The organism is Nitrospira sp., assembly GCA_005116745.1.
Taxonomy (GTDB): Bacteria; Nitrospirota; Nitrospiria; order Nitrospirales; family Nitrospiraceae; genus Nitrospira_D.
In genome coordinates this window covers 315,277-339,166 of sequence record SWDS01000002.1, presented here as the reverse complement: position 1 = coordinate 339,166, position 23,890 = coordinate 315,277, and the positions used below count along the sequence as shown (strand labels likewise).

Here is a 23,890-nt window from a genome sequence, read left to right as displayed (position 1 = left end):
AACGACGCCGTGGACTCTCAGGCAGAAGATTTTGAGCAACCAGAGCTTCCGTACCAGGTCCGTATCGAAAATTTCGAGGGACCACTGGATCTCTTGCTGCACCTCATCAAGAAGAATGAGATCAACATCTACGATATCCCCGTTGCGATGATTGCCCGACAATACCTCGAGTATCTGGAAGCGATGGAAGAACTCAATCTCAATGTGGCAGGGGATTTTTTGGTCATGGCGGCGACGCTCTTGCAGATCAAATCCAAAATGCTGTTGCCGGTTGATGAGACGTCCGACGATGACGAGGAAGGGCCGGACCCTCGGGAAGAGCTCGTTCGACGGCTGCTGGAATATAAGGGTTTCAAAGAAGCGGCCCGTCAGCTCGACGACCAGGAAAAGATGTGGAATGAGATCTTTTGGCGTGAGCAAGCGCTTTCAGTAGACGCAGCGGTTGAGGAGGATCTTTCGCTGGAGAATGTCTCGCTGTTTGATCTGGTCGATGCGCTCAAGGGAGTGCTTGAGCGGAATCCTGGCAGCAAGCTCATTGAGATTGCGCCTGACAATCTCACGGTACGCGAGCGAATGAATCTCATTTTGGAAATACTTGGAGGCAAAGACTCGGTCTCATTTGCTGCGCTGTTTGAGGGATCGAGTCATCGGCTGGTGGTCGTCGTGACGTTCTTGGCCTTACTTGAGTTGATGAGACTGCGGGTGGCTCGTGTATTCCAAGTGGAAACATTCGGACCGATTTTAGTCTCACGGATGTTCTCCTTGGTGCCTGATCCGGCAGAACTTGACGATGTCGATATGGAATGGAGGGGGACATGACGCTACTGACGGCGGATCTGGTTCATGAGATGCCGGAGACGAGTACGGTGAATAGCGAAGAGGCGAATGGATCGCCGTCTGATCAGAGTATCAATGGCCCTCAGGTGCAAGGATTGGGGGAACTCCAAGCGATTCTGGAAGCACTGCTCTTTGTTTCTTCCGAACCGTTGTCTGTGGCTCGCCTTGTGACCGTGATGGGGAATGTGCCGAAGATTGATGTGGAAGAGGCGCTGCGACATCTTGGCCAAGCGCTCGATCAAGATGGGCGCGGGGTGCGACTGGCTGTCGTCGCCGGCGGATACCGTCTCGTGACGAAGTTGGACTATGCGCCCTGGATCAAACGGCTGGACAAGGCCAAGACATCGGCGAAGCTGTCCCGGTCCGCGCTGGAGTCATTGGCAATTATTGCCTACAAACAGCCGTTGGTGCGGTCGGAGGTCGAAGAAATCCGTGGAGTGGAGACGTCCGGCGTCTTGCGCACGCTGTTGGAGCGAAAACTGGTGCGAATCGTCGGACGCAAAGAAGTCCCCGGTCGTCCGATCATGTACGGGACGACCAAATTCTTTCTTGAACATTTTGGTTTGAGCGACCTCTCGCAGCTGCCACCTCTTCGTGAATTCAAGGAGCTTGGTGAGGCGGAGCAAGCATTCCTTCCGATGGACGGTGGAGAGGTGTTGTCTGAGGAGGGATCGATTGAGACGATCGAGTCAAGTGTGGAGCCCTCAGTGAGCGATGATCTTCAAACGTCTGCTCCTCTCGATGAAATGCTGGATCCCCTTCCTGCCGCTCAATAGTCAACGAACAGATCGTCGGGAGCTCAGGCGAAGGCCGGTGTGTGGGGATGAGTCTTCGAACCGTCACCAGACCCTTCGCGTCCGTCAGCTTCCGTCGTGAGGGCGTTACTTTTTCTTGGGTGGTGGGCTCTTGAGTCGCTGGAGTTCGGCGCTCTGTTCGTCCACCTTTTTCTGGAGCGCTTTCAGCTCTTCCTTAAACGCCTGCAAGTCGGCCTCATTCCTCTCACTTGGTGCGGCTTGCACTGGAATCGATGGGGGCTGTTGTGGAATGGGCGCTGCGACCGTGGGGGCCGGCTGCGCAACAGGGGGCGAAGGTGGAGGTGTGGCAAGGACTCTCGCCAGCAGTTGATAATCAATGGCGAGTGATCGATCTTCCGACTTTCCAATCCAGCTCGATCGGTCATATGCGTCCGGTCGGAGGGCGGCTTCTGGCAGGAAGGTCACTTCACGGTCGCGCAGGCCATCCGTATCCGGGAGTGGACGTGGCTCCTTTTGGCTCGCGGTGGGTTTTTTCCCTGGATAGTATCGGTAGTGAGTCAACGTGAAATGTAGCGAGAGACCGTCAGCGAAGAGATGCCCCGAGGTCGTCTCTCTATTTTGATTGGCCGTTGGAGCCTGTGATAGCTGCGGTGTGGAATAGATATGAAAACCCACTCGTTGATTGGGCGTCGCTCGCGCAAGGGCGGTGGCAATATGTGGAGTCAAGAATGCGATGTCATCCTCGGAGAATGTCCGAATATCGTTCAGGTTCGTTGTCTTCAAGGCTTTGCCGAGCAGCAGCAAGAGTCCGCTTTTTTCCTTCGTGTGTACTCCGCGCAAGATATCTGCGACGGTCGTTTCGGACAATTTGATGGGATGTGCCGCCTGGGACGAGTTACTGGAGACATCCTCAAGGAACACTGTGCCGAGAGGGGCCTCGTGAATAAGTGTGGTAGGGCGAGGTCCGGCGCAACCAATTGCCAAACAACTTAGCATGAGCAGGCTGAGGCGAAATATCGAAGAGAAGCGTTGCGTGACATTCATGATGTTGTGTTGCTTGGTTGAGTTCAAGCGGGATGCAGTGTAACAGGAACATCCGTTAAAAACAAAACACCAGTAGCCAGCTTGTATCAGGTCGTGTGATCCTGGAGGATAGTAGCTGTAAGGTCGATATTCAGGGTGATCCTTCTGCTGAGTGAGCAAGTGAGTCAGATGGGGTTTGCCTCACGACGCAGAAAGGTATAGAGCATTCAGCCGGGGATGGCTTCCTCTCTTGGTTTGCGGACGAATCACGTGCATTGATGAGCGGACAGCGACCTTGACGGGGCGAGAACATTTTGTATACAATCCTGTCGCCCCACGGAGGAGAACGAGTTTAAATGCTCATGAGGCGCAAGCGAAGCTGTCAATCACGTAGCAACGCCCATTCCATACAACGCACGTTACACGTCAACATCCACTCTCGGTGGCCCCCTTTAGGTAGTTCCGATAGTTTCCACTGGCTCCCTGAACGTTCCAAAAGAAAGGAGGGAGAGGAGTCTATTTATGAGCCAGGTAGCTCGGTGTAAGGCTGTACAGTGGCCCGCTCGAAGAACTTTTGCGCGAGAGGCTTATGCCAGGTGGCCGATCGTTTTGGAGAGCGGTGCTTAGCGGAAGCAGCAGGGACCGGCAGTTGGCAACTCACGGCAGACACATAAGGAGTGATGCACGATGGACAAGAACACCCCGCAGGATTTACAGGACGTGAAGGAATCGATTGCCCCTACTGAACACCCGGGGTCGTCGCGACGAGAATTTCTCGGCCAGAGCGGGCGCGTGGCGGCCGGCGTCGGCGTGGCGGCACTCCTGGGCAACCTCGGCCAGTACGCTCTGTCGTATGGGGCGGGCGGCCCACCGATCAAGATTGGAATCCTCCATTCGCTGAGCGGCACGATGGCGATCAGCGAAGTATCCTTGCGCGATGTCGTGCTGATGGCCGTCGAGGAAATCAACAAAGCCGGCGGCGTCATGGGGCGGCAGATCGAGGCGAAGATCGTCGATCCAGCGTCGAATTGGGACCTGTTTGCCGAGAAGGCCAAGCAGCTGCTGTTGGAAGACAAAGTGTCAGTGGTGTTCGGCTGCTGGACCTCGGTGAGCCGGAAATCCGTGCTGCCGGTCTTCGAAAAGAATAACGGCTTGCTCTTCTATCCCGTGCAGTACGAAGGCGAAGAGTGTTCCCGCAACGTGTTCTATACCGGTGCGGCGGTCAATCAACAGGCGGCCCCGGCGGTGGAATACCTCATGAGCGCCGAAGGCGGCGGCTTCAAGAAGTTTTATCTCCTCGGGACCGACTATGTCTATCCCCGCACGACCAACAAGATTCTGCGGGCCATGTTATTGGCGAAGGGGGTGCCGGCGTCCAACATCGAGGAAGAATATACGCCGTTCCATCACCAGGACTATCAAACCATCTGCGGGAAGCTGAAGAAGTTTGCGGCCGGCGGCGGGGCGGCGGTGATCAGTACCATCAACGGGGACAGCAACGTGCCATTCTATAAAGAATTTGGCAATCAGGGCATGCGCGCTGAAGACGCACCGATCATGGCGTTCAGCGTGGCCGAAGACGAACTGCGCGGCATGGATACGAGCGCGCTGGTCGGGCACTTGGCGGCGTGGAACTATTATCAGAGCGTGGAGACGCCGCAAAATAAGAAGTTCGTGGCAGCCTTCAAGGCCTATTGCAAGCGGAACAATCTGCCGGACGGTGAAAACCGGGTCACCGACGATCCGATTGAGGCCGCCTATTTCGGCGTCTATGTGTGGAAGCAGGCGGTGGAAAAGGCAGGGTCCATTGAAGTGGACGCCGTGCGCAAGGCGGTCTACGGACAGAAGTTCCTGGCGCCGGGTGGCCAGATCATGATGGATGAGGCCAACCAGCACACCCATAAGCCGGTGCTGATCGCTGAAATTCTCAAGAATGGTCAATTCAAGGTCGTGCATCGTTCCAAAGGCCTGGTGAAGCCTGAGCCGTGGAGTGAGTACACCAACCCCGAGAAGGGGTGCGACTGGATTAATCATCAAGGGACGTATCAAAAGAAATAGGAGCGGGACGCAAGCCGGTTTGCCGGCTCACCGGCCGTTCCGATACTGGGTCCAACGTCTGTCGGGGAGGGGCTGGAATCGTTCGTGACGAAGATTCCAGCCCCTCCTGCTTGAGGCTGTCTGCTGCTGACGTTTATGCACGGAGGTTATCTTGGTAATGAGCCTGGCCCGCTCCACATGCATATGTGCATCGCTTGTGTGGGATTCGCTGGCAGCTCGATCAAACCTGCGCGTATCAAGCTCAAGAGCGAGGACGCAGCTCTCCACAGTGCGACGATTGGGCCCCTGCAGTAAATTGGACGGCTCCACTTCCCTAGGGGATCTCCCACCGATCTTTCAGGATTTCCCCGATAGGTCTACACTGTCTTTTGTGAGATATCTTGAGCCGCAACATGGGTAGAATGATTACTGCATCAATCAAGAAGTAGCGATAGGGCGGGTTCAATTGCGAATGTGGACTGCGTTTCAGACTTTGCCGGGTGGTCTATGTCTGATCCCTTGTATTCGGTGAAGAACGGCGCGGAAGCGCCTGACTGATTGTGAGTCGGCCAGTATCACCAAAATGGAGATCCATGCGTAGAGGATTTGTTCTATTCTCCAAAATTGTTGTTGCTCTTTTTCTCCTGATCATTTCACAAGGAACGGCAGTGGCAGAGCAACCGTTGGCCTCGGAGGTTGCTGCAGGAGCCAGCTCTCCGATCGAACAGGCCCTTCTCGACATCACGAGTGAGGATGCGGCGGTCCGGAGCACGGCGGCGGCGCTCCTCATTGCGCAGGGTGATGCGAGTCTGCTTCCCAAGCTCGATGCAATCCGTGCCGAGGCGGATCGGGCAACCCGGCAAGCCCTCAAGCCCGTGATCGATCTGCTGAAGAACCATGCCAATCTCACCAATGCCCAGTCGGATACCCGACGGTCAGCCGCCGCCGATCTGGTCGGCACCGGCCGGTCGGAAGCCATTGTCTGGCTTGAAGAGGCTGCCACAAAGGAGCCTGTCTGGTGGGTCAAGTACACGATGGAGGAATCCGCACAGCTGCTCCGGCTTCGTGCTGAGGATCACGCGGTCCGAGTAGTCGCTGTCAAGAAGCTTGGGGAGCTCAGAAGCCAGAACGGGCTGTCTGCGCTCAAAGAATTGCTTGAAGCCGGTACCCAGAGTGGAGCCACGGACGAGCAGCGCGCGTTGGCGGATGCGGCGCATGCGTCGATCGGGCAGATTGACGCATGGTTCTGGTGGGCGGATGCCATCGAGACATTCTTTCGAGGCCTCAGCCTCAGTTCTATTTTGTTGATGATGTCTCTGGGCCTGGCGATCGTCTTCGGCTTGATGGGGGTCATCAACATGGCGCACGGCGAGTTGATGATGGTGGGCGCCTATGCCACGTTCGTCACACAACAGGCGTTCGTTAGCTGGTTGTCTCCCGAGGTCTTCGATTGGTATTTCCCCGTGGCCTTGCCGGTTGCCTTTTGTTCGGCCGCCGCCTTTGGCTGGGTGCTGGAGGCGACCGTGATTCGCTTTCTCTATGGGCGACTGTTGGAGACCCTGCTGGCGACGTGGGGCGTGAGCTTAATCCTCATGCAGGCGGCGCGGGTATACTTCGGCGACCTGACGGCGGTCATTGCGCCGCAAGCCTTGCGCGGCGGGGCGCAAGTGATGGTCGGCGTCTATTTGCCGTACAATCGGATTTTCATCATCCTGCTCTCGATCGTGTGCGTGCTTGGGATTTATTTCTTATTGTTCCGATCCAACCTCGGCATTCGGGTCCGGTCCGTTACGCAAAACCGCAATATGAGCGCCTGTCTTGGGATCCCGACCCGCAAGGTGGACTCCTATACCTTTGCCTTCGCCTCCGGGCTGGCTGGGATCGCAGGCTGGGCGCTGACCATGGTGGGCAATGTTGATCCCGGACTCGGGCAGAACTATATCGTTGATGCCTTCATGGTCGTGGTGACCGGTGGAGTCGGAAAACTCGCCGGGACGATCTGGGCCTCGCTCGGCATTGGTGGGCTGAACAAGCTGATCGAGCCCGTCAGCGGGGCAGTCTATGGGAAGGTCTTTATCCTGGTCGGGGTGATTCTCTTCCTGCAGTGGCGGCCACAGGGCCTGTTTGCCGCGAAAGGACGCAACGCCGATGCCTGAACAAACGGTTGCTCGTCCCGATAGCCGCGAGACTGTCTCGTTGTCCCTGGTCGGACTGGTATTACTCGTTCTCCTCCCGCTGCTGAATGTGCTGCCAGCCGACGACTCCTGGCTGCATCTTTCTGACTTTCGGTTGAATCAATTCGGCAAGTTCTTGGCGTTTGGCATCCTCGCGCTGGGATTGGACCTGATCTGGGGCTATTGCGGTGTGCTCAGCATGGGCCAGGGGGTCTTTTTCGGATTAGGCGCCTACTGCATGGGAATGTACCTGGCGCTGCAGATCGGGGCGGAAAGTGTGTATGGCAGCGAACTGCCTGACTTTATGGTGTGGACGCAGGTCAAAGAGCTGCCGCTGTTCTGGTACCCGTTCAAGAGCTTTGTGGGCGGGTTCCTCGGCGCCATTCTCGTGCCGGTCCTCTTCGCGACGCTCTTCGGGTTTCTGGCGTTTCGCAGCCGCATCAAGGGCGTCTATTTTGCCATCATCACCCAGGCCTTAGCCTTTGCGGCATGGCTGGTGTTCAATCGGAACGAGACGCGGCTAGGTGGCACGAATGGGTTGACGGATTTTAAACAGCTCCTCGGGTTCAGGCTCTCAGACCCGTCGACCCAACGAGGACTGTATATCATCACGGTTCTCGCGCTCGTGGCGGCGTATCTCTTCTGTCGGTGGATTGTGGCCTCACGCGCGGGCAATGTCCTCATTGCGATCCGCGACAGTGAATCCCGCGTCACGTTTTCGGGCTACACGCCTTGGAAGTACAAGCTCTTTGTCTTCGTGGTCTCTGCAGGGCTGGCAGGATTAGCGGGCATGCTATATGTGCCGCAGGTGGGGATTATTACCCCTGCGCAGATTGGGGTGTTGCCGTCGCTGGAGGTGGTCATCTGGGTGGCGGTCGGCGGGCGGGGCACGTTAATCGGCGCGGTCTTGGGGGCGGTGGCTGTGAACTATGGCCGCAGCGTGTTGACCAACTACTTTCCGGAGGCCTGGCCCTTTATCCTTGGCGGACTCTTTGTGGTCGTGGTGACGATGTTTCCGGATGGACTGCTGGGGATGATTCGGAAAGCGACGGCACGCAAGGAAACCCCGGCGCCGGCGATCAAGGCAGAAGGGGGGACCGTGGCGTGACCGACGGAGACCTGATTCTCAACTGCGAAAACGTCGTTATGGACTACGACGGATTCAAGGCGTTGAACAACTGTAACTTTAGTGTTCATTATAACGAGTTGCGTGTCGTCATCGGTCCGAACGGAGCTGGCAAGACAACGCTCTTGGATGTGATCTGTGGCAAGACCAGACCCACCTCTGGGAAGATCCTGTTCGGCAAGGGGGCCAATTTAGTTGGGAAGAATGCTGAAGACATTACGAAGCTGGGCGTGGGCCGGAAGTTTCAGGCGCCGTCGGTCTATGGCAACTTGTCGGTCTGGCAGAACCTGGATCTGTCGGTCAAGCGCCCGAGTAAGGGCGTCTTTCCGACCTTGATGGGCCGGTCGTCGGCGGCGGAGCGCGCGCGCATTGAGGAGACGTTGGAGACCATCGGCTTATCGAATCATGCTCATGATCGGGCCGGGGCTTTGTCTCACGGCCAAAAGCAATGGCTGGAGATCGGCATGGTGATTTTGCAGGACCCCTCGTTGCTCTTGGTCGATGAGCCCGTGGCTGGGATGAGTGATAAGGAAACGGAGCAGACCGGACGCTTGCTGACGTCCTTATCGGAAAAGCAGGCGATCGTCGTGATCGAGCATGATATGGACTTTGTCCGGCAGATTGCAAAGATCGTGACGGTGCTCGCTGAGGGGACCGTCATCTGCGAAGGTACGGTCGAAGCCGTCCAAGCGGATGACCATGTTCGAGAAATCTACCTTGGCCGGGCCAAGGTGGCCCATTAGGGACAAGACGGAGCTGCGTTGCATATGGCACACGAAACACCACGGATGACTCTAGCGCTCGAGAATATCAACGCGTACTACGGCGAGAGCCATATTCTGCGGAATGTCTCGTTCACCATTGAGGCGGGGGAAGTGGTGTGTCTGATGGGCCGAAACGGGATGGGGAAGACGACCACGTTGAAGACGCTGACGGGCTTGCTGCCGGCTCGGTCCGGCACCATTACGTTTGATGGGCGAGATATCACGCAGGATCGCACGGATCTCAGGGCTAAGCGAGGGCTGGCGTACGTGCCGCAAGGGCGCGAGATTATCCCGCACTTGACCGTGCACCAAAATCTCTTGCTCGGGTACTGGAACCGCCCGTCCATCACGGGTGATGTCTCTGAACGCGAGGCTTTCGATGAGGTCTATCACCTGTTTCCAAAGTTGACGCAGATTCTTCATCGTCCGGGTGGGGTCTTAAGTGGTGGGGAACAACAGCAGTTGGCAATCGGCCGCGCCATTCTCTCCAGTCCGAAGCTCCTGTTATTGGATGAACCGACCGAAGGGATTCAGCCCTCGATCGTCGATCAGATTGAGGATGTCATTATCGGCTTTAAGCAGTCGCGCCGGTTCGCGATTCTGTTGGTGGAACAAGGCCTCCACTTCGCCGCCCGGCTGGCGGAGAAGTACGTGGTTATGGCCAAAGGAGCCGTGATGGCTCAGGGCAAGAGCACGGAGTTGAATGCCGACATGGTGCGGCAACATCTCACGGTGTAGTGGGTGCGATGGAAGGTATCTCCTGCCTCTTGTTTGTTTGGACTTGCCTCGATGAACTATCGGGATTGCCAATCGTCTAGACAGGGATTGCAACTCTACAGTAGGAATGCTTAGATTTCGCTAAGAGAGAGGATGCTCTTGCCCGCATCGAGTGTTCTTGCCAAGAAATGGGAGAGTCATTGCGCTAGGGAGGGAAGCTCATGCATCTGACCCCGAGAGAACAGGAAAAGTTACTTATTTATGTTGCGGGACAACTGGCCGCTGATCGCAAGAAGCGAGGCCTCAAACTCAATCATCCAGAATCCGTTGCGTATCTCACTGCCGCTGTCCTGGAAGGTATTCGTGACGGAAAAACCGTCGCCGAGTTGATGACGTACGGCACGACGCTCCTCAAGCGGAAAGATGTGATGCCTGGTGTGCCGGAGATGATTCATGAATTTCAAGTCGAAGGGACCTTTCCTGATGGGACCAAACTGGTGACCGTCCACAATCCAATTCGATAAGCGCAACTCGTGCCCAACCACCCATCTGTATCCCTGTAGGAGGGAGCCATGCCGAAGAAGACGAAGCGAAGTTCGGCGAAGCGAAGTTCGGCGAAGCGTCAGCAGTCGCCAAAGAAAACCGTGAGGTCGCTTGCCGACGTGATCAAAGCTGAGCTGGGGAAGCCGGTTATTCCAGGGGAGATTCTGACCGCCGCCGGCGAGGTCGAGGCGTTCAACGGGCGTGAAACAAGGGAGCTGACCGTCAAGAATGTCGCGGATCGACCTATCCAAGTTGGTTCCCACTGCCACTTCTTCGAATCCAATCATGCCCTCACATTCGACCGTGCACAAGCGTTCGGATTTCGGCTCTGTATCCCCGCCGGCACGGCGGTTCGGTTCGAGCCGGGCGAGGACAAGCGAGTGACGGTTGTGGCCTTAGCCGGGAAGCGGGTTGCCTATGGCATCAATGGATTGACGGAAGGATCACTCGATGATGCGCAGGTCAAGGGTCGCGCGCTGTCGCTCGCGGGTACCCGCGGATTTTCTGGAAAAGGAGGCGTCCGGTGAAAATTCCAAGAAGGCAATATGCCTCACTCTACGGCCCCACCACTGGTGATCGTGTCCGGCTAGCGGATACGGAACTGCTTATCGAAGTCGAGCAAGACTTTACGACGTACGGAGAAGAAGCGGTGTTCGGCGGCGGGAAAGTGATTCGAGACGGGATGGGCCAGTCGCCGCGGGTGACGAACGCGAACGGTGCACTCGATACGGTCATCACCAATGCCCTCATTCTCGACTACACCGGGATAGTGAAGGCGGATATCGGGATCAAAGACGGGCGGATCGTTGGTATCGGGAAGGCAGGCAATTCTGATCTGATGCCGAATGTGACCAAGGGAATGGAGATTGGTGCCGGAACGGAAGTGATCGCAGGAGAAGGACATATTGTGACGGCCGGCGGCATTGATACCCACATCCATTTCATCTGTCCGCAACAATATTGGGACGCGCTATCGGCTGGCATTACCACGATGATCGGCGGGGGCACTGGTCCTGCGACGGGTACCAACGCGACGACCTGTACGCCAGGACCATGGAATATCCATCGCATGCTGGAGGCATCCGAGGGTATTCCTATCAATCTTGGATTTCTGGGTAAAGGCAACTCGTCCCATCCCGATGGATTGAATGAGCAGGTTGAGGCCGGCGCCATAGGTCTCAAGCTGCACGAAGATTGGGGGACGACCCCGGCAGCGATCGACACCTGTCTGAGCGTGGCGGAGCGTTACGATGTGCAGGTTGCGATTCATACCGATACGTTGAATGAGGCAGGGTTTGTCGAGGACACGATCAAGGCGTTCAAGGGCCGAACGATCCATACGTTCCATACGGAAGGCGCCGGGGGCGGTCATGCACCGGATATCATTAAAGTGTGCGGCGAGCCGAACGTGCTTCCCTCGTCGACGAACCCCACGATGCCGTTTACGACCAACACAATGGACGAGCATCTGGATATGTTGATGGTATGCCATCACCTCAATCCAAGAATTCCGGAAGACGTGGCCTTTGCCGAGTCCAGAATCCGGCGAGAAACCATCGCGGCGGAAGACATCCTCCATGATTTAGGCGCGATCAGTATCATGTCCTCTGACTCGCAAGCCATGGGTCGCATCGGAGAAGTCATCATCCGGACCTGGCAAAACGCGCATAAGATGAAGGTCCAGCGGGGCCATCTGTCGCCGAATGAGGGGACAGACTCGTCGCAGAATGATAACTTCCGCGCCAAGCGGTATGTGGCCAAGTACACGATCAATCCTGCTATCACGCATGGGATTGCCCATGAGGTTGGGTCCGTGGAGGTCGGGAAGTTCGCCGACCTGGTGCTTTGGAAGCCGGCGTTCTTCGGAGTCAAGCCGGAAATGGTGCTGAAAGGCGGGTTTATCGCTCAGGCACAGATGGGCGATCCGAACGCGTCAATCCCCACACCGGAGCCGATTATTAGCCGGCCCATGTTCGGTGCCTTTGGGAGGGCGCTGTCCAGCACCAGTCTGACCTTCCTGTCGCAGGCAGGACTAGATCGAGGGATCCCAACGAAGCTTGGATTGCAGAAGCGTGTGGCTGTGGTCAAGAATTGCCGGAATATCAAAAAACGGGACCTCAAGCTGAACGACTACCTTCCCAAAATCGAGGTTGATTCGGAGACGTACGTCGTGACAGCCGACGGGGTGCGACTGACCTGTGAGCCAGCCGTCGTGCTCCCGATGGCGCAGCGGTATTTCTTGTTTTGACGAAAATGACGGCTGGCTCGGCTACCTGTAGCGGATGTAGTGTGAAGGTCGCTGACTGGCTGTTTTTGTTTCTTCATGCCCCATGAATACGTCTGCATTGCTTGAAGGGTTGCGGTTTGTTGATACGTTTTTCCCGTCTGGCGGGTACGCATTTTCGTCGGGTTTGGAAGCTGCCGTTCAAGGTGGTGCTGTAAAAACCTCCGATCAACTTGCCGGGTACATCGAGGATTTGCTCCGAGGTGGCATGAGCCGACGAGACGCCCTGGCCACGAAAAGAGCCAATCGAGCAGGAGCTGCCGGACAAATTTCGATGGCGCTGGCTATCGATCGAATGCTCGAGGCGGCGAAGCTCAGTCGAGCATCGCGGTTGGCCAGCCGTCAAATGGGGCGGCAAGTCATCCGAGTTGCGGCGGATCAAATCCGAGGGAAACCGATTCTTGCGGCATATTGTGACGAGGTCGAGGCCGCGCGCGCTCCTGGCCATTTAGCGATCACGTTCGGACTCACGCTCGGTGCAGCAGGTTGGAGCCAAGAGGACACGGCGGCTGCCTTCCTGTATCAAGCTGCGGTCGGGTTTATCTCCGCGGCCATGCGACTCAGCCCTCTTGGACAACATGAAGGGCAGCGCATCTTGGGCGAATGGCTGCCATTGATTGAGCGGATCAGTCGAGACGTTGACTCAGAGAGCGCAATGAGCTCGTGGTCGCCGATTCAAGACATTTATGCCATGCGGCATGGTGCTCTGGAATGGAGACTCTTTCGGTCTTAATCGTGAGTCAGCGAGCATGCGTGACGCATAGAAAGGAACAGAACGGCCGTTGAGGGCCTTCGGTCTCAACGGTCCGCTCGTGGGATGACCATGCATGATCTAAATCGTGAGCACAGTCACAATTGGACTCCGACTCAAGCGCGGAAACAAGGCATTCCGGTCATTGGTATTGGAGGTCCCGTTGGATCAGGGAAGACAGCGCTTGTCGAAGCGCTGTGTCAGCGGTTGCGCGATCGATTCAGCCTTGCCGCCGTGACGAACGATATTTTCACGAAAATCGACGCGGAAATCCTGACTACGCGCGGTGCTTTGCCGGTTGACCGGATTCTTGGTGTTGAAACGGGGGGGTGTCCACATACGGCGATCCGGGAAGATGCCTCGCATAACCAGGAAGCCATTGACGATCTGCTTCGTCGCCATCCGGATGTTGAATTGATCTTTCTGGAAAGCGGGGGCGACAACTTGGCCGCGACCTTTAGCCCTGAGCTCGTCGATCACGTCATCTATGTGATTGATGTGGCGGGTGGTGACAAGATCCCACGAAAAGGTGGACCAGGGATCACTCGATCAGATTTTCTTGTCATCAATAAGATGGATCTGGCGCCGCATGTGCGCGCGGATCTGTCCGTCATGAATCGGGATACCCGCAAAATGCGCGGGGATCTGCCGTTCGCGTTCACGAATATTCTTTCCGGCGAGGGCATGGATGCCGTAGTGGCCTGGGTGGAGGAGCGCATCCCGCAACGAGCCAGGCGTTCCTAACCATGCCGACTCGGGAGGGACAGCACAAGAGGACGTCTCGGGAAACCGGTACATCCTCAAAAAGAATACCTTCTGGGAAAGGAAAGCCTTCCTTGAAAAAGAAGGCTCCAGGATGGTTTGTGACGGAATTGGTCGGACGGGTCGGCGAGCTTAAGCTCACCTACACGAAGTGTGATCACCAGACTATTATCTCGCACTCATATTTCACCACACCTTGGAAACTGCTCCCCCCCATCTATCTTGATGACACGGGAGCCGCCTATACACTTCTGGTGAACCCCTCCGGCGGTCTTGTTGGCGGTGATCATCTGTCCATTGACATGAAGGTGGAGCAGGATGCGCATGTCCTGATTTCTGCCCCTTCTGCCAACCGTGTCTATCGGACGGAGGGAAAGGTGTCCGAACAGCACGTCAATATCACGGTCGGCTCTGGCGCGGTGCTCGAGTGGTTCCCTGAACATACGATCCCTTTTGCCGGTTCTCGATTTCGGCAGACTCTCCAGGCCACTCTGGCGCCTGGCGCAACACTCTTGCTATGGGATGCTGTCGCATCTGGCCGTATCGCCAGTGGAGAGCGATGGGCATTTACGGATCTGGAGAACGATATTCGAATTACGATGGCGTCCGGCAGTACGCTGCTTGAGCGATATGTTCTTGATCCATCTACGGACTTAGGACGTGTTGGTTTGGTGGAAGAATGGAACTATGTGGCTTCGCTTTATGTGGTGAACGATAGTACGCCATCAGAGGTGTGGAACGAATTGGAGTCAAAAATCGCCACGATCTTGGACACTCGTCCAGGGGAAGTCTTGGGAGGTGTGTCTGTTGGACCTGTCCCGGGGCTTGCCGTCAAGATACTGGCTCAAACGGCCCCTGACCTCACCGCGATGCTCGATGCGTTATGGGCAGCCGTGCGTGAAGGGTTATTGAATCTCCCGCCGGTGTCTTTGCGCAAGTACTAAGCACACCGCTCATTTACCTGTTGCAAATAGTGGTGCTGAAGGTCGGGAACAGTTAGAGGTTTGAAACTTTGCCCTCAGCGGCGGAAGCGGTGCGGAGTGACCAGGCTAATCCGAGCAGCGACAGTGTGAAAATCAGCCATTTCGATGGGTCAAAATTATACCAGCGGGGACCGTTTCGGTAGTCGCTTTGGTAAGTGTGATGATAGTTGTGATACCCCTCCCCAAACGTCAGGAGCGAGACGAACCAGCTGTCGCGGCTTGAATCGGCTTGGCCATGGGGCTGGCTTCCCCACAAATGGCACACTGAATTGATACAAAAGGTCGAATTTAGCACGGCAAATGTCCGACCGACGCCGGCGAGCATAAAACAGCCGAAGCCGCCGACCCAACCGCCGTAGAGAAAGCCCACCACGAACGGGAGTGCCAATCCTGAGAGAAAGATGAGCCCATAGTACCGATGTTGCCACATGATAACCGGATCTTGCTTGAGCCGTGTGGCATATTTTTCATCCGAGTATCGCCCGTCGGAGAAGAGCCATCCGCAATGGCTATGCCAGAATCCTCGCTGAGCGTTGTACGGATCGGCATCTTGGTCGCACGCGGCATGGTGGCGGATGTGATCAGCTCCCCACTTCAGGGCAGAGTTTTGCAGTGCCCATCCGCCGGCGATCAGTAATCCGGTCTTGACCCAATCGGGACACAGGAAACTCCTGTGCGAAATCAGCCGATGGTAGCCAACCGTAATGCCGAGCCCGGTAATCATGTATAGGAGCCCAAACATGGTCCAGTCCAGCCAGGTATATCCATAGACAACTGCGAAAGCGGGCACCCCGATGAGTGCGCTCCCCACAACAAGAGTGAACAGTACTATTGTGACGGAGAGGGGATAGGTACGCCTGAGCGTGACGGCGGATTGTACGGGTGTTACCATAATACTCACTACTGGGGGAAAGAGCATATCTTCATATGAAGCAGAGTCTCTTGCAGATAATCAGGCCTGAGGAATCAGGCATGCAGTTGTAACTTTACCAGGACTAAAGGCAAAAAATCTACTGTCAGAAAGGCCGAATAGTAGTCTAATACAAGCCTCTTGTTTCACATTGACAGCAGGCTGTAAGATTTCATATACATACTCGGTCTGAGTCAAGCTCGCCAGCGGTGGTGTGAATGTGTCCACTGTAACGGACGTTGGTCCGAAGTTTTCATCGCGACCGATGTGAAATAGGGTGGAGAGAGAAAGTCAGAAACAGGCTGGTTGGTCTATCACTAAGGAGGCAGTCCAATGAAGAGTGCGTTATCAGTCATGTTTGGTGTAGCAGCCGTCGCGTTGGTTGCGGCGCCTCTCACCTCGTATGCGGGCGGAACGATCAGTGGGAAGGTCACGTTTGCGGGGAAGGCGGAGAATAAGGAATTTCTCTTTTCAAAGTTCCCCAATCCAAAGTTTTGTCCCCAGATTCCCGACAAGAGCAAGATGGATGGCGACAAGCGGTTCTTGAAGCAGATCGAAGTGAGCAAGGATGGTGGGTTGAAGGGCGCAGTGGTGGCGGTAGTCGACATCGAAGACAAGGCCTGGATGGACGGCTATACCGGCACGGAAGTGGTGGCGGCGTTCTGTGACTTCCAACCGTTCACGGGGATCGTTGTGAATACTCGGCCCTTCAAGGTCGAAAATACCGATGCAGACGCTGAAGATCCCAAGTCTACTCTGGGTGTGCTTCACAATCCCCACAGTTTCACGGTGAAGGGTACATCCTCGGCAACCGGTTTCAACATTGGTCTTGCGAAGAAGGGTGACAAGCTGGACAAGCCGGTGACTTTCCGTGGTGGTGCCGAAAAGGAAGGGTACTATCGGTTACAATGTGACCAGCATGAGTTTATGCAAGGGTTCTTCCTCCCAGTGTCGAGCCCGCATTTCGCGGTTGCCAAGGAGGATGGATCCTTTGAGATTAAGGATGTTCCTGCTGGCAAGCACAAGGTGGTAGCTTGGCATCCATTCGCTGGCAAGGGTAAGAAAATCGAGTTTGAGGTGGAAGTGGCCGATGGTGGTTCCGCCAACCTCAAGGCTGAAATCAAGTAAGCCTCGTTTTGTGGATGTGTTGTTGAAGGGCAGCGGAGTCTCCGCTGCCCTTCCTGTTTTTATCCTGTTTTCATGCCAAGTTCATCGCCGTGTCTTTATATTTCTGCTGCAAGAAATCAAACATCATTCCACTGCTCTTGCTCCCCATCCTGCCGACGCTTGTGTCCTGTTCGGTCATTGACGGGGTCTTCTCATCGATCAAGACCACCTATCGCGTCGCCAAAAAAACGGTCAAAGGCACGATCTGGGTCGTGCGCGGCACCTATGAATTGACGAAGGGGGCCACCAAGCTGGCCTATCGCATTGGGAAGTTTACCTTTGAGATAGTCCAGGCTCCATTGGAGTATCCATTGATCCGGGACGATATTCAGACCATCGATGGGCTCCCAGTTAAAGAGGCAATCAGGCTTGGGCGAGTCAAAGCCGCTCCGTACACTGTCAAGGGTCAGCATTATGTGCCGATGAGCCTTGCCAGTGCACGGACGTACGAAGAGACGGGCCTCGCCTCGTGGTATGGAGAGGAAACCAGGCGTTTACCCGGAGGCCACATGACGGCCAACGGTGAGCTGTTCAACCCCAACGGGTTGACGGCGGCGCACAAGTATCTGCCGCTGCCGATCCACGTCCAGGTGACGAACCTGGAAAACGGCAAGTCGATCATCGTCCGAGTAAATGACCGCGGCCCCTTCCCTAGTGATCACAACCCGGATTCCGGGAAACGCATCATCGACCTCAGCCGGGGCGCTGCCGAACAACTGGGATTTGTCGGCCAGGGCACCGCCAGGGTGCATGTAGAAGTGATTCAACTGGAAGAAGCGTGAACGGAAGTCTGTTCTCGTCGCCTCCTTCCACAGCCACTCGGTCGGAGTCAGTCCTCTGGCCAGTCTCCAAGATGTCTTCGATGCGGCTCTTTCAACCCCAAAGCGTGGCATTCACCGCCTTGTCTTTTACTTTCTGATCTAGGTAAGATCTTACGTTTGAAAGCTATTAGCCAAGGGAATGGGTGTGTCACGAGAGCTCTCACTCGCAGAAATCTTTCAGCTTGGCTACTACTGGGAGACCAAAGTCCTCCTGACGGCCGTGAAGCTGGACGTTTTTTCTGCCATCAGTGAGCGACCGAAGGCAGTCCAGGACATTGCGGGTCGACTTCAGGCCGATCCTCACACACTGAATATTCTCTTGAACGCCCTCGTGGCAATGAAGTTGCTGACGAAGGAGGGGGACCTGTATGGCAACTCGCCGACGGCGCTGACACACCTCGTTCGGCAGTCACCAAAGTATGTTGGCCACTTGCTCCTTCTGCACGATGCGGAGTGGAATAACTGGGGAAAGCTGGAAGAGACGATTCGGACAGGGAAACGGGCGGTCGATCGCCATGTCTTTGAGACCGATCCCGAGTTGGGAAGCAACGTGCTAGCGGTGCTCAATCGGATTGGCCAACAAAGCGGTCCTGATTTAGCCAAGCGACTGAAGCTGGGTGGCCGCGAGCGGTTGCTCGATCTTGGTGGTGGCGCTGGGACCAACGCCATTGCGTTTTGCCAGGTGTATCCAGAACTGCACGCGACGGTTTTTGATCTCCCGGCGACGTTGAAGTTGGCGGAAAAAACGGTCAAGGACGCCGGGTTGGAAGCACGAGTCGCCCTGCATCCCGGTGATTTCAATCGAGACCAACTTGGGGGACCATACGATGTGGTCTTGATGTCCGATATCTTGCACTATCAAACGTTTCAGATGAATCAGGATCTGGTTAAAAAGAGCTTCGGATCGTTGGCGCCGGGCGGGCGGTTGGTGATTAAAGATCGATTTCTAGATGAAGCTGGGACTGGCCCAGCATGGACGACCGCGTTCGCGGTCCATATCCTTGTCAACACTCAGCAGGGCAGCTGCTATCGGGCCGGCGAGGCCATGCAATGGCTCCAAGCCGCCGGGTTTGTCTCTGTTGTGGAGTTGGAGAAGACGGCAGTGGCGCAAGGCACGAAGCTGTAGAAAACATGCGTGGTATCGAACGCGAGAGTGTTCGCGTAGGTGTGAGAAACGAGGAAGTAGGGGCAGGGTCTGATGCTGGATTGGTTACGGGAACCAGGCTTCTTTGGAACGTATGCGACGGCGGGTGCGGACCTCAGTCAGCTGATGGCGACGCTCTTCACCGGGCTGTTCATCATGGGATGGTTCCAAGCTCGTCGGCGAAAGGCCGATGCACACCATTGGTTGATGTTGGGTGGCATGATTGCCATGCTCAGCTTCTTTATCGCGTATTATCTGTTTCGGCAGCTGGGGGTCCTGGCGTTTGAAGGTAAGGAAGGGTTTGGTGGCTCGCAGTCGCTCTATGATTATGTCTTCATCCCCGTCCTGACGCTCCATATCATTCTCGTCATGATTGGGCTGATCATGGCGGTGTATATGATTGTGTTGGGGTTTCGCTCTCAGCAGTTCCTCGACGGAGTCCGATCCTTACGGGAATCACGGCTGCTCACGACGTGGAAGAAGATCGGCCTCATCTTTGGCGGAATTGCCATGGTCGTGCTTGGGTTGTTTTTTTCGCGTGTCGCCACGGCAGGGTTTTCGATGCGGAAGCTGGAAGTGTATGTGATCTTTCTCGCCATCGTGGCTTTTGTGTTTGCGATTGAGATGACGATTCAACGGATTTGGCCAGATGGCGCGCGGCGGCATCGCGCGCTCGGCCGATTTACGATGGTTATTTACTGTGTGCTGTTCGTCACGGGTAGCTTCACGTACACGATGTTGTACATCCTGTATCCAGGGAAGATCGGATGAATGGCATGAGTGCTGAGGGTAGAGGAGTTTTGGGAAAGGCATCCCTCGGCTATTCACTCAGTCCTCATTGCTCAGTCTTGGAGTATCGGCAATGCTGACCTGTGGCTGTGGTCGATGGATGCATACGGAGGGGATTGAGGAGCGAGGTGGAGAGACCGGTCTGCTGTTATGGTTTATCCGTTCGGAATGCCGTGGCTGTGGGCTGAAAGTCGGTGTCGATGTGCGGGAAGAACAGGCCCACGGCCTCGTTGATCGGTTGCTCTGGACTGATGAGGCCTTGCATCAATTGGAGCGTATGCCGCCGTATGTGGCTGGGCTGGTTCGAGAAGAAGTGGAGCAGGATATTCGTCGTCAAGGCGAGCGGGTGGTCACATATGAGACGCTGCTCCGTCCCCGAACTGGGGAACGTATTGAATGGGACCCGGAGGCGAAACTGCGGTTAGATCGAGTGCCGGCGGCGGTTCGTGCCATGGCACGGATTGAACTTGAGCGTACCGCAGCCGACCGCGGACTGTCTCGCATCACCGTGTCGCTGATGGAAGAGATCAAAGCGAAGTATTTTGGGATGGCCGCTTCAAAATAGTCACGAGTGCTGAGGACTGAGTGCTGAGAAGGAGAGGAGCAATGCAACAATCTCCTCTCCAAGTTCGGTCCTCAGTCCTGCTGGCTCAGTTCTGAACATTATGCTGCATCGAATGGCCTTGCGCGTGATTCCTAGCTTGAGCCTGGCGGTGACGGAAGATGCCGTCCGTCGGACAAAGCGAGTTGTCATGTTTGTGCCAGGACTGATCGCCTTCGGGGTGTATCGGCTGGCGAAACATCTTGTGCCGATCACTGAGCCCGTGGTCTTGCTGGCGGTTAGCAGTCTCGTCGCAATGGTGACGGCACTCTTGGCCTATCGAGTGGGGCGCGCCGCATCCTGGTCTGTCATTGCTCGACAGGATGGTCTAAAGATTCTGAGCTGGCTGGGCGGCTGGATCGGAGCCGTATATGGCGTTCAACTATCCCTATTGGTGCTTACCCTGTTATGGATCATGCACTACAGTTATCTCGAGCATCCCGATGGGCCGGCTATGATGGCGATCATCATCTCCTGCACATCTGTTGCGCGGGATGCGTTTGAGATTGGCCATGTACGCAAGTTATCAGTGCTGGGGCGTCCATTTTTGACATTCCCGGATGGGGAGCAGCTACGTGTGCTGGTGCAACGCCGGGCATGGCAATTAGGACCGTGGGCTCTCGTAGGGCTGGGTGTTGGTGCGTTGACATCGTTGCCTGGGCTGGTGATTGCGGATGAGCAGGGTGCAGCTTTGGCACAACTGGTGACCGTGACGCTTCTCGGGGGAGGCCTTGCACTCTGTGCGTATTTTGGAGGACTCTATCCCGCCAGTTCGTGGCTGCACTCGCTCCGGCAGACTGTGCCGGGTGAACTGCTGAAGTATTGGTGGTGGCCTGGGATGGCCTTTGCATCGACCTATTATTTGGTGGCGATGGGTGTGCTGTTGTTTGTCGTCCGTCAGCCGACTATGACGGTGGGTGCCACGGCAGTGATGGGTGCGCTGGTGACGGCGATGATGGCGGTGTATGGGTACTATCTCGGTGATCGGCGTCATGTCGAGGATGAGCAGGCGCCACAATTGTCGTCTGGCATGTTACGGTGCCCGTTTATGATGGGAATTCTTGGAAAATCGATTGGTGCTGACGGTGCGGCTGGGGGCTTCGCGCTTGGTAAGACTGGACCGAAGGGGTAGAGATATGGGCCGAGGATTCTTGATGATGACACGTTCCTCGATTGCCGTTGCGATGGGTATTGCGATGGTTGCGATCGTCATTGGGCTTGCGTGGAATGGACCCGATCTGTCATTCGCGGAATCATCGACGGATGTGTACTTCGGCACGGAGGGGACTCCGCAGGGACCAGCAGCTCCTGCTCCTGATGAAACGGTCTATCCGAGAATCGGTTCGTTAGACAGTCGGTTGGTGGTGTGGTTCATCACACAGCAACATACCTATTTTGGTGGATTTGTCCTTGCACTGCCCTTGTTTTGTGCACTGCTCGAATTCCTTGGATTGATCACCAAAAAACCAGCCTTGGCGCTGCGCTATGACGGATTGGCACGAGATCTTGCCAAGGTGGCGGTGTTGGCTATGTCGGTGACCGCGCTTATCGGGAGCCTGATGCTGACGATGTTCATCACGCTGTATCCCAGTTTCATGAAGTATATGGGCGGAACTTTCAAAGGGTTCATGCCCGCCTACGCGGCTGTATTTGTGGGAGAATCGCTGCTCCTGATCGTCTATTACTACGGATGGAATCGGATGACGGGTCGGGGCATGAAGTGGATTCACGCCGCGATCGGGATTCTGACCAATATTGTGGGAACCGCGTTATTGATGATGGCCAATGCCTGGTCGGCCTTCATGATGTCACCCGCTGGGGTGGATGCGCAGGGGCGGTTTCTGGGAAATGCCTGGCATCTGCTGCACTCCGCGCTCTGGAACCCGCTGAACGTCCATCGCTTCCTTGCGGACATTATGTCTGGTGGCGCGGTGGTATTGGCCTATGCCTGTTATCGGTTTTTCACCAGCAAGACGGATGAGGAGCGGGCCTATTTCGATTGGGTCGGCTATATCTTTCTGTTTGTGACAGTGTTTGCACTGATTCCCATGCCGTTTGCCGGCTACTGGCTGATGAAGTCGGTGTTCGTGTTTCGCCAGACCATGGGTGTCACGATGATGGGTGGCTTGCTCACCTGGCTGTTTGTGGTTCAGGCACTCTTGATCGGCGTCCTGTTTTTGGGGATTAACTACTATCTATGGCAGAGCATGGGGCGGATCAAAGGTGGTGAGCGCTATCAGCCCTATTATCAATTCCTATTGGGGGTGTTGATGCTGGCGCTCTTCGTCTGGCTGACGCCTCACACGCTGCTTACGTCTGCCAGTGAAGTCAAGGCGATGGGCGGTGCTCAGCATCCCGTGATTGGCAACTATGGAGTGATGTCGGCCAAGAACGGAGCAGTGAATATCCTGATTCTCGTCACGGCGTTGAGCTTTTTGTACTATCGTCGGGCGAATCGGACGATGACCATTTCCTGGATCAAGACCGGGAATACGCTCCTCACGGTGTTGTACGTGGTCGGGGCGCTCAATATCATCTGGCTGTCGATCTACGGGTTTTACTTGCCTGCGAAGGTTCGCGTCGGCCTATCCGCCCCCCAGGCGTTCACGACGTTCACAGTCATCGTACTCGGTGTGGTGATGAACCGCCTCATGCTTCGAGGCGCGGTGGTGCACGGCCCGATTCAGTGGGGGAAAATTCCGCTGCGTGGCATGGTGGGATTGTTTGGGTTAGCGGCGTCCTTCAGTTGGGTGATGGGCTTGATGGGGTATATTCGTTCATCAGGGCGACTGTCCTGGCATGTGAGTGAGTTGATGGCGGATGTCTCGCCCTGGGCCTTTACCCCGGACCTTCAATATGCCACAAAAATGGTGACGCTCAACATGGTGGTCTTCTGGGCCGCTGTACTTGTCTTGTTCTGGATGTGTGAACGGGGGCAGCGGCCAGTGATGGGTGAGGAATTCGAGGAGCAGCAGGTGCCCTTGTTGTCACCGGTTCCCTCGCAGGAAACATAGAAAGGGAAGGGAGTCTATGGAGCGCCGTGGGTCGAAGTGTGCAACCGTTGTTCTCAGTCTCCTCATGGGCATGTTGATGTGGCAGGTTCCTGGCGGTGCCTACGGGCAGGTTCTGGTACTGGAAGATTTCCAAGCAAAGGAAGCGGACGGGTTCCCTTCTCTGTGGGATCACGAAAATCAACGGAGTCAATCGAAAGGCCGTGATGCCTATAAGGTGCAATCGGAGAGCGGCGCGAACTTTCTGTCGGCCAAAGACGCAGGGCAGCGAATTAAGAAAAAGAAAATAGATTGGGATCCCAAGGCCTATCCAATTTTGACCTGGCGGTGGCGTCTCAATAAGGCAGCGACTGGAACTGAGCCGCTGGCCGCAGTCTATGCATCACTCGATACGGATCTTCTCTTTATCCCGGTGTTCACGAAGTATGTGTGGAGCGAGTCGAAGCCGGATGGCACCGTGACGGAAGGGGGCATGTTTAGTGGCTCCGAGATCGTTGTCCAGACTGGAACGAAGGAGATCGGGCAATGGTTTGAGGAGCGGGTGAATGTCTACGAGGATTTTAAACGGATTCATAAACATGAGCCGGCGGAGAAGGCATGGGGGATTTCCATCATCGCGGCGCCTGGAGTTGAAATCGATTTTGGCCCGCTGATTGCCGCTCCAGCTAAGTAGCGGTCTGCCTCTCGGTCT

General features: G+C 55.8%; 23 protein-coding genes. 21 read left to right on the top strand and 2 right to left on the bottom strand.

Features of this window, described 5'->3' with window-relative positions:
• The first annotated feature begins 9 nt into the window (after nt 1-9).
• Nucleotides 10-819 (top strand): segregation/condensation protein A, encoded by an 810-nt coding sequence (locus E8D52_03705; GenBank protein ID TKB70162.1) that lies wholly within the window; start codon nt 10-12, stop codon nt 817-819.
• The gene (scpB, locus tag E8D52_03700) at nt 804-1,613 is read left to right on the top strand and encodes an SMC-Scp complex subunit ScpB (protein ID TKB70161.1); all 810 of its coding nucleotides are present in this window, start codon (nt 804-806) and stop codon (nt 1,611-1,613) included. Before E8D52_03705 ends, scpB begins: the two co-directional genes overlap by 16 nt.
• 105 nt (nt 1,614-1,718) lie before the next feature.
• On the opposite strand, the gene E8D52_03695 is transcribed toward scpB, so the two are convergent.
• Nucleotides 1,719-2,513: a hypothetical protein gene (locus E8D52_03695; GenBank protein TKB70160.1), complete on the bottom strand. Its 795-nt coding sequence runs from the start codon at nt 2,511-2,513 to the stop codon at nt 1,719-1,721.
• Nucleotides 2,514-3,302: 789 nt separating this feature from the next.
• On the opposite strand from E8D52_03695, the gene urtA reads away from it, so the two are divergent.
• The 11 genes from urtA to E8D52_03640 all read left to right on the top strand — a co-directional run bounded on the left by urtA (nt 3,303) and on the right by E8D52_03640 (nt 14,717).
• On the top strand, nt 3,303-4,673 hold the full coding sequence (urtA, locus tag E8D52_03690) for an urea ABC transporter substrate-binding protein (GenBank protein TKB70159.1): 1,371 nt from the start codon (nt 3,303-3,305) through the stop codon (nt 4,671-4,673).
• A gap of 572 nt (nt 4,674-5,245) precedes the next feature.
• Entirely contained in the window at nt 5,246-6,808 is a 1,563-nt protein-coding gene (urtB, locus tag E8D52_03685; GenBank protein ID TKB70158.1) for an urea ABC transporter permease subunit UrtB, read from the top strand.
• Nucleotides 6,801-7,934 (top strand): urea ABC transporter permease subunit UrtC, encoded by a 1,134-nt coding sequence (gene urtC / locus E8D52_03680; GenBank protein TKB70157.1) that lies wholly within the window; start codon nt 6,801-6,803, stop codon nt 7,932-7,934. Before urtB ends, urtC begins: the two co-directional genes overlap by 8 nt.
• Nucleotides 7,935-7,972: 38 nt before the next feature.
• Nucleotides 7,973-8,695, top strand: coding sequence for an urea ABC transporter ATP-binding protein UrtD (urtD, locus tag E8D52_03675; GenBank protein ID TKB70372.1), 723 nt, complete (start codon nt 7,973-7,975; stop codon nt 8,693-8,695).
• Nucleotides 8,696-8,740: 45 nt separating this feature from the next.
• Nucleotides 8,741-9,454, top strand: a complete 714-nt coding sequence (gene urtE / locus E8D52_03670; protein TKB70371.1) for an urea ABC transporter ATP-binding subunit UrtE — start codon at nt 8,741-8,743, stop codon at nt 9,452-9,454.
• Nucleotides 9,455-9,654: 200 nt separating this feature from the next.
• On the top strand, nt 9,655-9,957 hold the full coding sequence (gene ureA, locus E8D52_03665; protein ID TKB70156.1) for an urease subunit gamma: 303 nt from the start codon (nt 9,655-9,657) through the stop codon (nt 9,955-9,957).
• Nucleotides 9,958-10,005: 48 nt separating this feature from the next.
• Complete coding sequence (locus E8D52_03660; GenBank protein ID TKB70155.1) at nt 10,006-10,503, top strand: urease subunit beta; 498 nt, start codon at nt 10,006-10,008, stop codon at nt 10,501-10,503.
• A 2-nt stretch (nt 10,504-10,505) separates the two neighbouring features.
• Complete coding sequence (gene ureC / locus E8D52_03655) at nt 10,506-12,224, top strand: urease subunit alpha (protein ID TKB70370.1); 1,719 nt, start codon at nt 10,506-10,508, stop codon at nt 12,222-12,224.
• A gap of 82 nt (nt 12,225-12,306) precedes the next feature.
• Complete coding sequence (locus E8D52_03650) at nt 12,307-12,993, top strand: hypothetical protein (GenBank protein ID TKB70154.1); 687 nt, start codon at nt 12,307-12,309, stop codon at nt 12,991-12,993.
• 90 nt (nt 12,994-13,083) lie between these two features.
• Nucleotides 13,084-13,755: an urease accessory protein UreG gene (ureG, locus tag E8D52_03645; protein TKB70153.1), complete on the top strand. Its 672-nt coding sequence runs from the start codon at nt 13,084-13,086 to the stop codon at nt 13,753-13,755.
• Nucleotides 13,756-13,757: 2 nt separating this feature from the next.
• Complete coding sequence (locus E8D52_03640) at nt 13,758-14,717, top strand: hypothetical protein (protein ID TKB70152.1); 960 nt, start codon at nt 13,758-13,760, stop codon at nt 14,715-14,717.
• Nucleotides 14,718-14,769: 52 nt separating this feature from the next.
• On the opposite strand, the gene E8D52_03635 is transcribed toward E8D52_03640, so the two are convergent.
• Nucleotides 14,770-15,648: an acyl-CoA desaturase gene (locus E8D52_03635; protein TKB70151.1), complete on the bottom strand. Its 879-nt coding sequence runs from the start codon at nt 15,646-15,648 to the stop codon at nt 14,770-14,772.
• 351 nt (nt 15,649-15,999) lie between these two features.
• Between E8D52_03635 and E8D52_03630 the strand changes: the two genes are divergently transcribed.
• The 8 genes from E8D52_03630 to E8D52_03595 all read left to right on the top strand — a co-directional run bounded on the left by E8D52_03630 (nt 16,000) and on the right by E8D52_03595 (nt 23,872).
• The gene (locus E8D52_03630) at nt 16,000-16,794 is read left to right on the top strand and encodes a hypothetical protein (protein ID TKB70150.1); all 795 of its coding nucleotides are present in this window, start codon (nt 16,000-16,002) and stop codon (nt 16,792-16,794) included.
• Nucleotides 16,795-16,970: 176 nt separating this feature from the next.
• The gene (locus E8D52_03625; protein TKB70369.1) at nt 16,971-17,615 is read left to right on the top strand and encodes a septal ring lytic transglycosylase RlpA family protein; all 645 of its coding nucleotides are present in this window, start codon (nt 16,971-16,973) and stop codon (nt 17,613-17,615) included.
• A 178-nt stretch (nt 17,616-17,793) separates the two neighbouring features.
• Entirely contained in the window at nt 17,794-18,780 is a 987-nt protein-coding gene (locus E8D52_03620; GenBank protein TKB70149.1) for a methyltransferase, read from the top strand.
• Between the two features lie 72 nt (nt 18,781-18,852).
• Nucleotides 18,853-19,569: a DUF420 domain-containing protein gene (locus tag E8D52_03615; GenBank protein ID TKB70148.1), complete on the top strand. Its 717-nt coding sequence runs from the start codon at nt 18,853-18,855 to the stop codon at nt 19,567-19,569.
• Between the two features lie 91 nt (nt 19,570-19,660).
• Entirely contained in the window at nt 19,661-20,152 is a 492-nt protein-coding gene (locus tag E8D52_03610) for a hypothetical protein (protein TKB70147.1), read from the top strand.
• 100 nt (nt 20,153-20,252) lie between these two features.
• Nucleotides 20,253-21,320: a hypothetical protein gene (locus tag E8D52_03605; protein TKB70146.1), complete on the top strand. Its 1,068-nt coding sequence runs from the start codon at nt 20,253-20,255 to the stop codon at nt 21,318-21,320.
• A gap of 22 nt (nt 21,321-21,342) precedes the next feature.
• Nucleotides 21,343-23,202, top strand: a complete 1,860-nt coding sequence (locus E8D52_03600) for a cytochrome ubiquinol oxidase subunit I (protein TKB70145.1) — start codon at nt 21,343-21,345, stop codon at nt 23,200-23,202.
• A 16-nt stretch (nt 23,203-23,218) separates the two neighbouring features.
• Complete coding sequence (locus tag E8D52_03595) at nt 23,219-23,872, top strand: DUF3047 domain-containing protein (protein ID TKB70144.1); 654 nt, start codon at nt 23,219-23,221, stop codon at nt 23,870-23,872.
• Nucleotides 23,873-23,890 lie beyond the last annotated feature (18 nt).

Bases quoted from the DNA above. Each gene is read 5' to 3' on its own strand.
- ureG (TKB70153.1), top strand. From the start codon at position 13,084: ATGCATGATCTAAATCGTGAGCACAGTCACAATTGGACTCCGACTCAA.
- E8D52_03635 (TKB70151.1), bottom strand. From the start codon at position 15,648: ATGGTAACACCCGTACAATCCGCCGTCACGCTCAGGCGTACCTATCCC.
- E8D52_03620 (TKB70149.1), top strand. From the start codon at position 17,794: ATGGGTGTGTCACGAGAGCTCTCACTCGCAGAAATCTTTCAGCTTGGC.
- E8D52_03630 (TKB70150.1), top strand. From the start codon at position 16,000: ATGAAGAGTGCGTTATCAGTCATGTTTGGTGTAGCAGCCGTCGCGTTG.
- E8D52_03605 (TKB70146.1), top strand. From the start codon at position 20,253: ATGCTGCATCGAATGGCCTTGCGCGTGATTCCTAGCTTGAGCCTGGCG.
- scpB (TKB70161.1), top strand. From the start codon at position 804: ATGGAGGGGGACATGACGCTACTGACGGCGGATCTGGTTCATGAGATG.
- E8D52_03660 (TKB70155.1), top strand. From the start codon at position 10,006: ATGCCGAAGAAGACGAAGCGAAGTTCGGCGAAGCGAAGTTCGGCGAAG.
- E8D52_03615 (TKB70148.1), top strand. From the start codon at position 18,853: ATGCTGGATTGGTTACGGGAACCAGGCTTCTTTGGAACGTATGCGACG.
- urtA (TKB70159.1), top strand. From the start codon at position 3,303: ATGGACAAGAACACCCCGCAGGATTTACAGGACGTGAAGGAATCGATT.
- E8D52_03595 (TKB70144.1), top strand. From the start codon at position 23,219: ATGGAGCGCCGTGGGTCGAAGTGTGCAACCGTTGTTCTCAGTCTCCTC.
- E8D52_03610 (TKB70147.1), top strand. From the start codon at position 19,661: ATGCTGACCTGTGGCTGTGGTCGATGGATGCATACGGAGGGGATTGAG.
- urtE (TKB70371.1), top strand. From the start codon at position 8,741: ATGACTCTAGCGCTCGAGAATATCAACGCGTACTACGGCGAGAGCCAT.
- urtC (TKB70157.1), top strand. From the start codon at position 6,801: ATGCCTGAACAAACGGTTGCTCGTCCCGATAGCCGCGAGACTGTCTCG.
- urtB (TKB70158.1), top strand. From the start codon at position 5,246: ATGCGTAGAGGATTTGTTCTATTCTCCAAAATTGTTGTTGCTCTTTTT.
- E8D52_03600 (TKB70145.1), top strand. From the start codon at position 21,343: ATGATGACACGTTCCTCGATTGCCGTTGCGATGGGTATTGCGATGGTT.
- ureA (TKB70156.1), top strand. From the start codon at position 9,655: ATGCATCTGACCCCGAGAGAACAGGAAAAGTTACTTATTTATGTTGCG.
- E8D52_03640 (TKB70152.1), top strand. From the start codon at position 13,758: ATGCCGACTCGGGAGGGACAGCACAAGAGGACGTCTCGGGAAACCGGT.
- urtD (TKB70372.1), top strand. From the start codon at position 7,973: ATGGACTACGACGGATTCAAGGCGTTGAACAACTGTAACTTTAGTGTT.
- E8D52_03650 (TKB70154.1), top strand. From the start codon at position 12,307: ATGAATACGTCTGCATTGCTTGAAGGGTTGCGGTTTGTTGATACGTTT.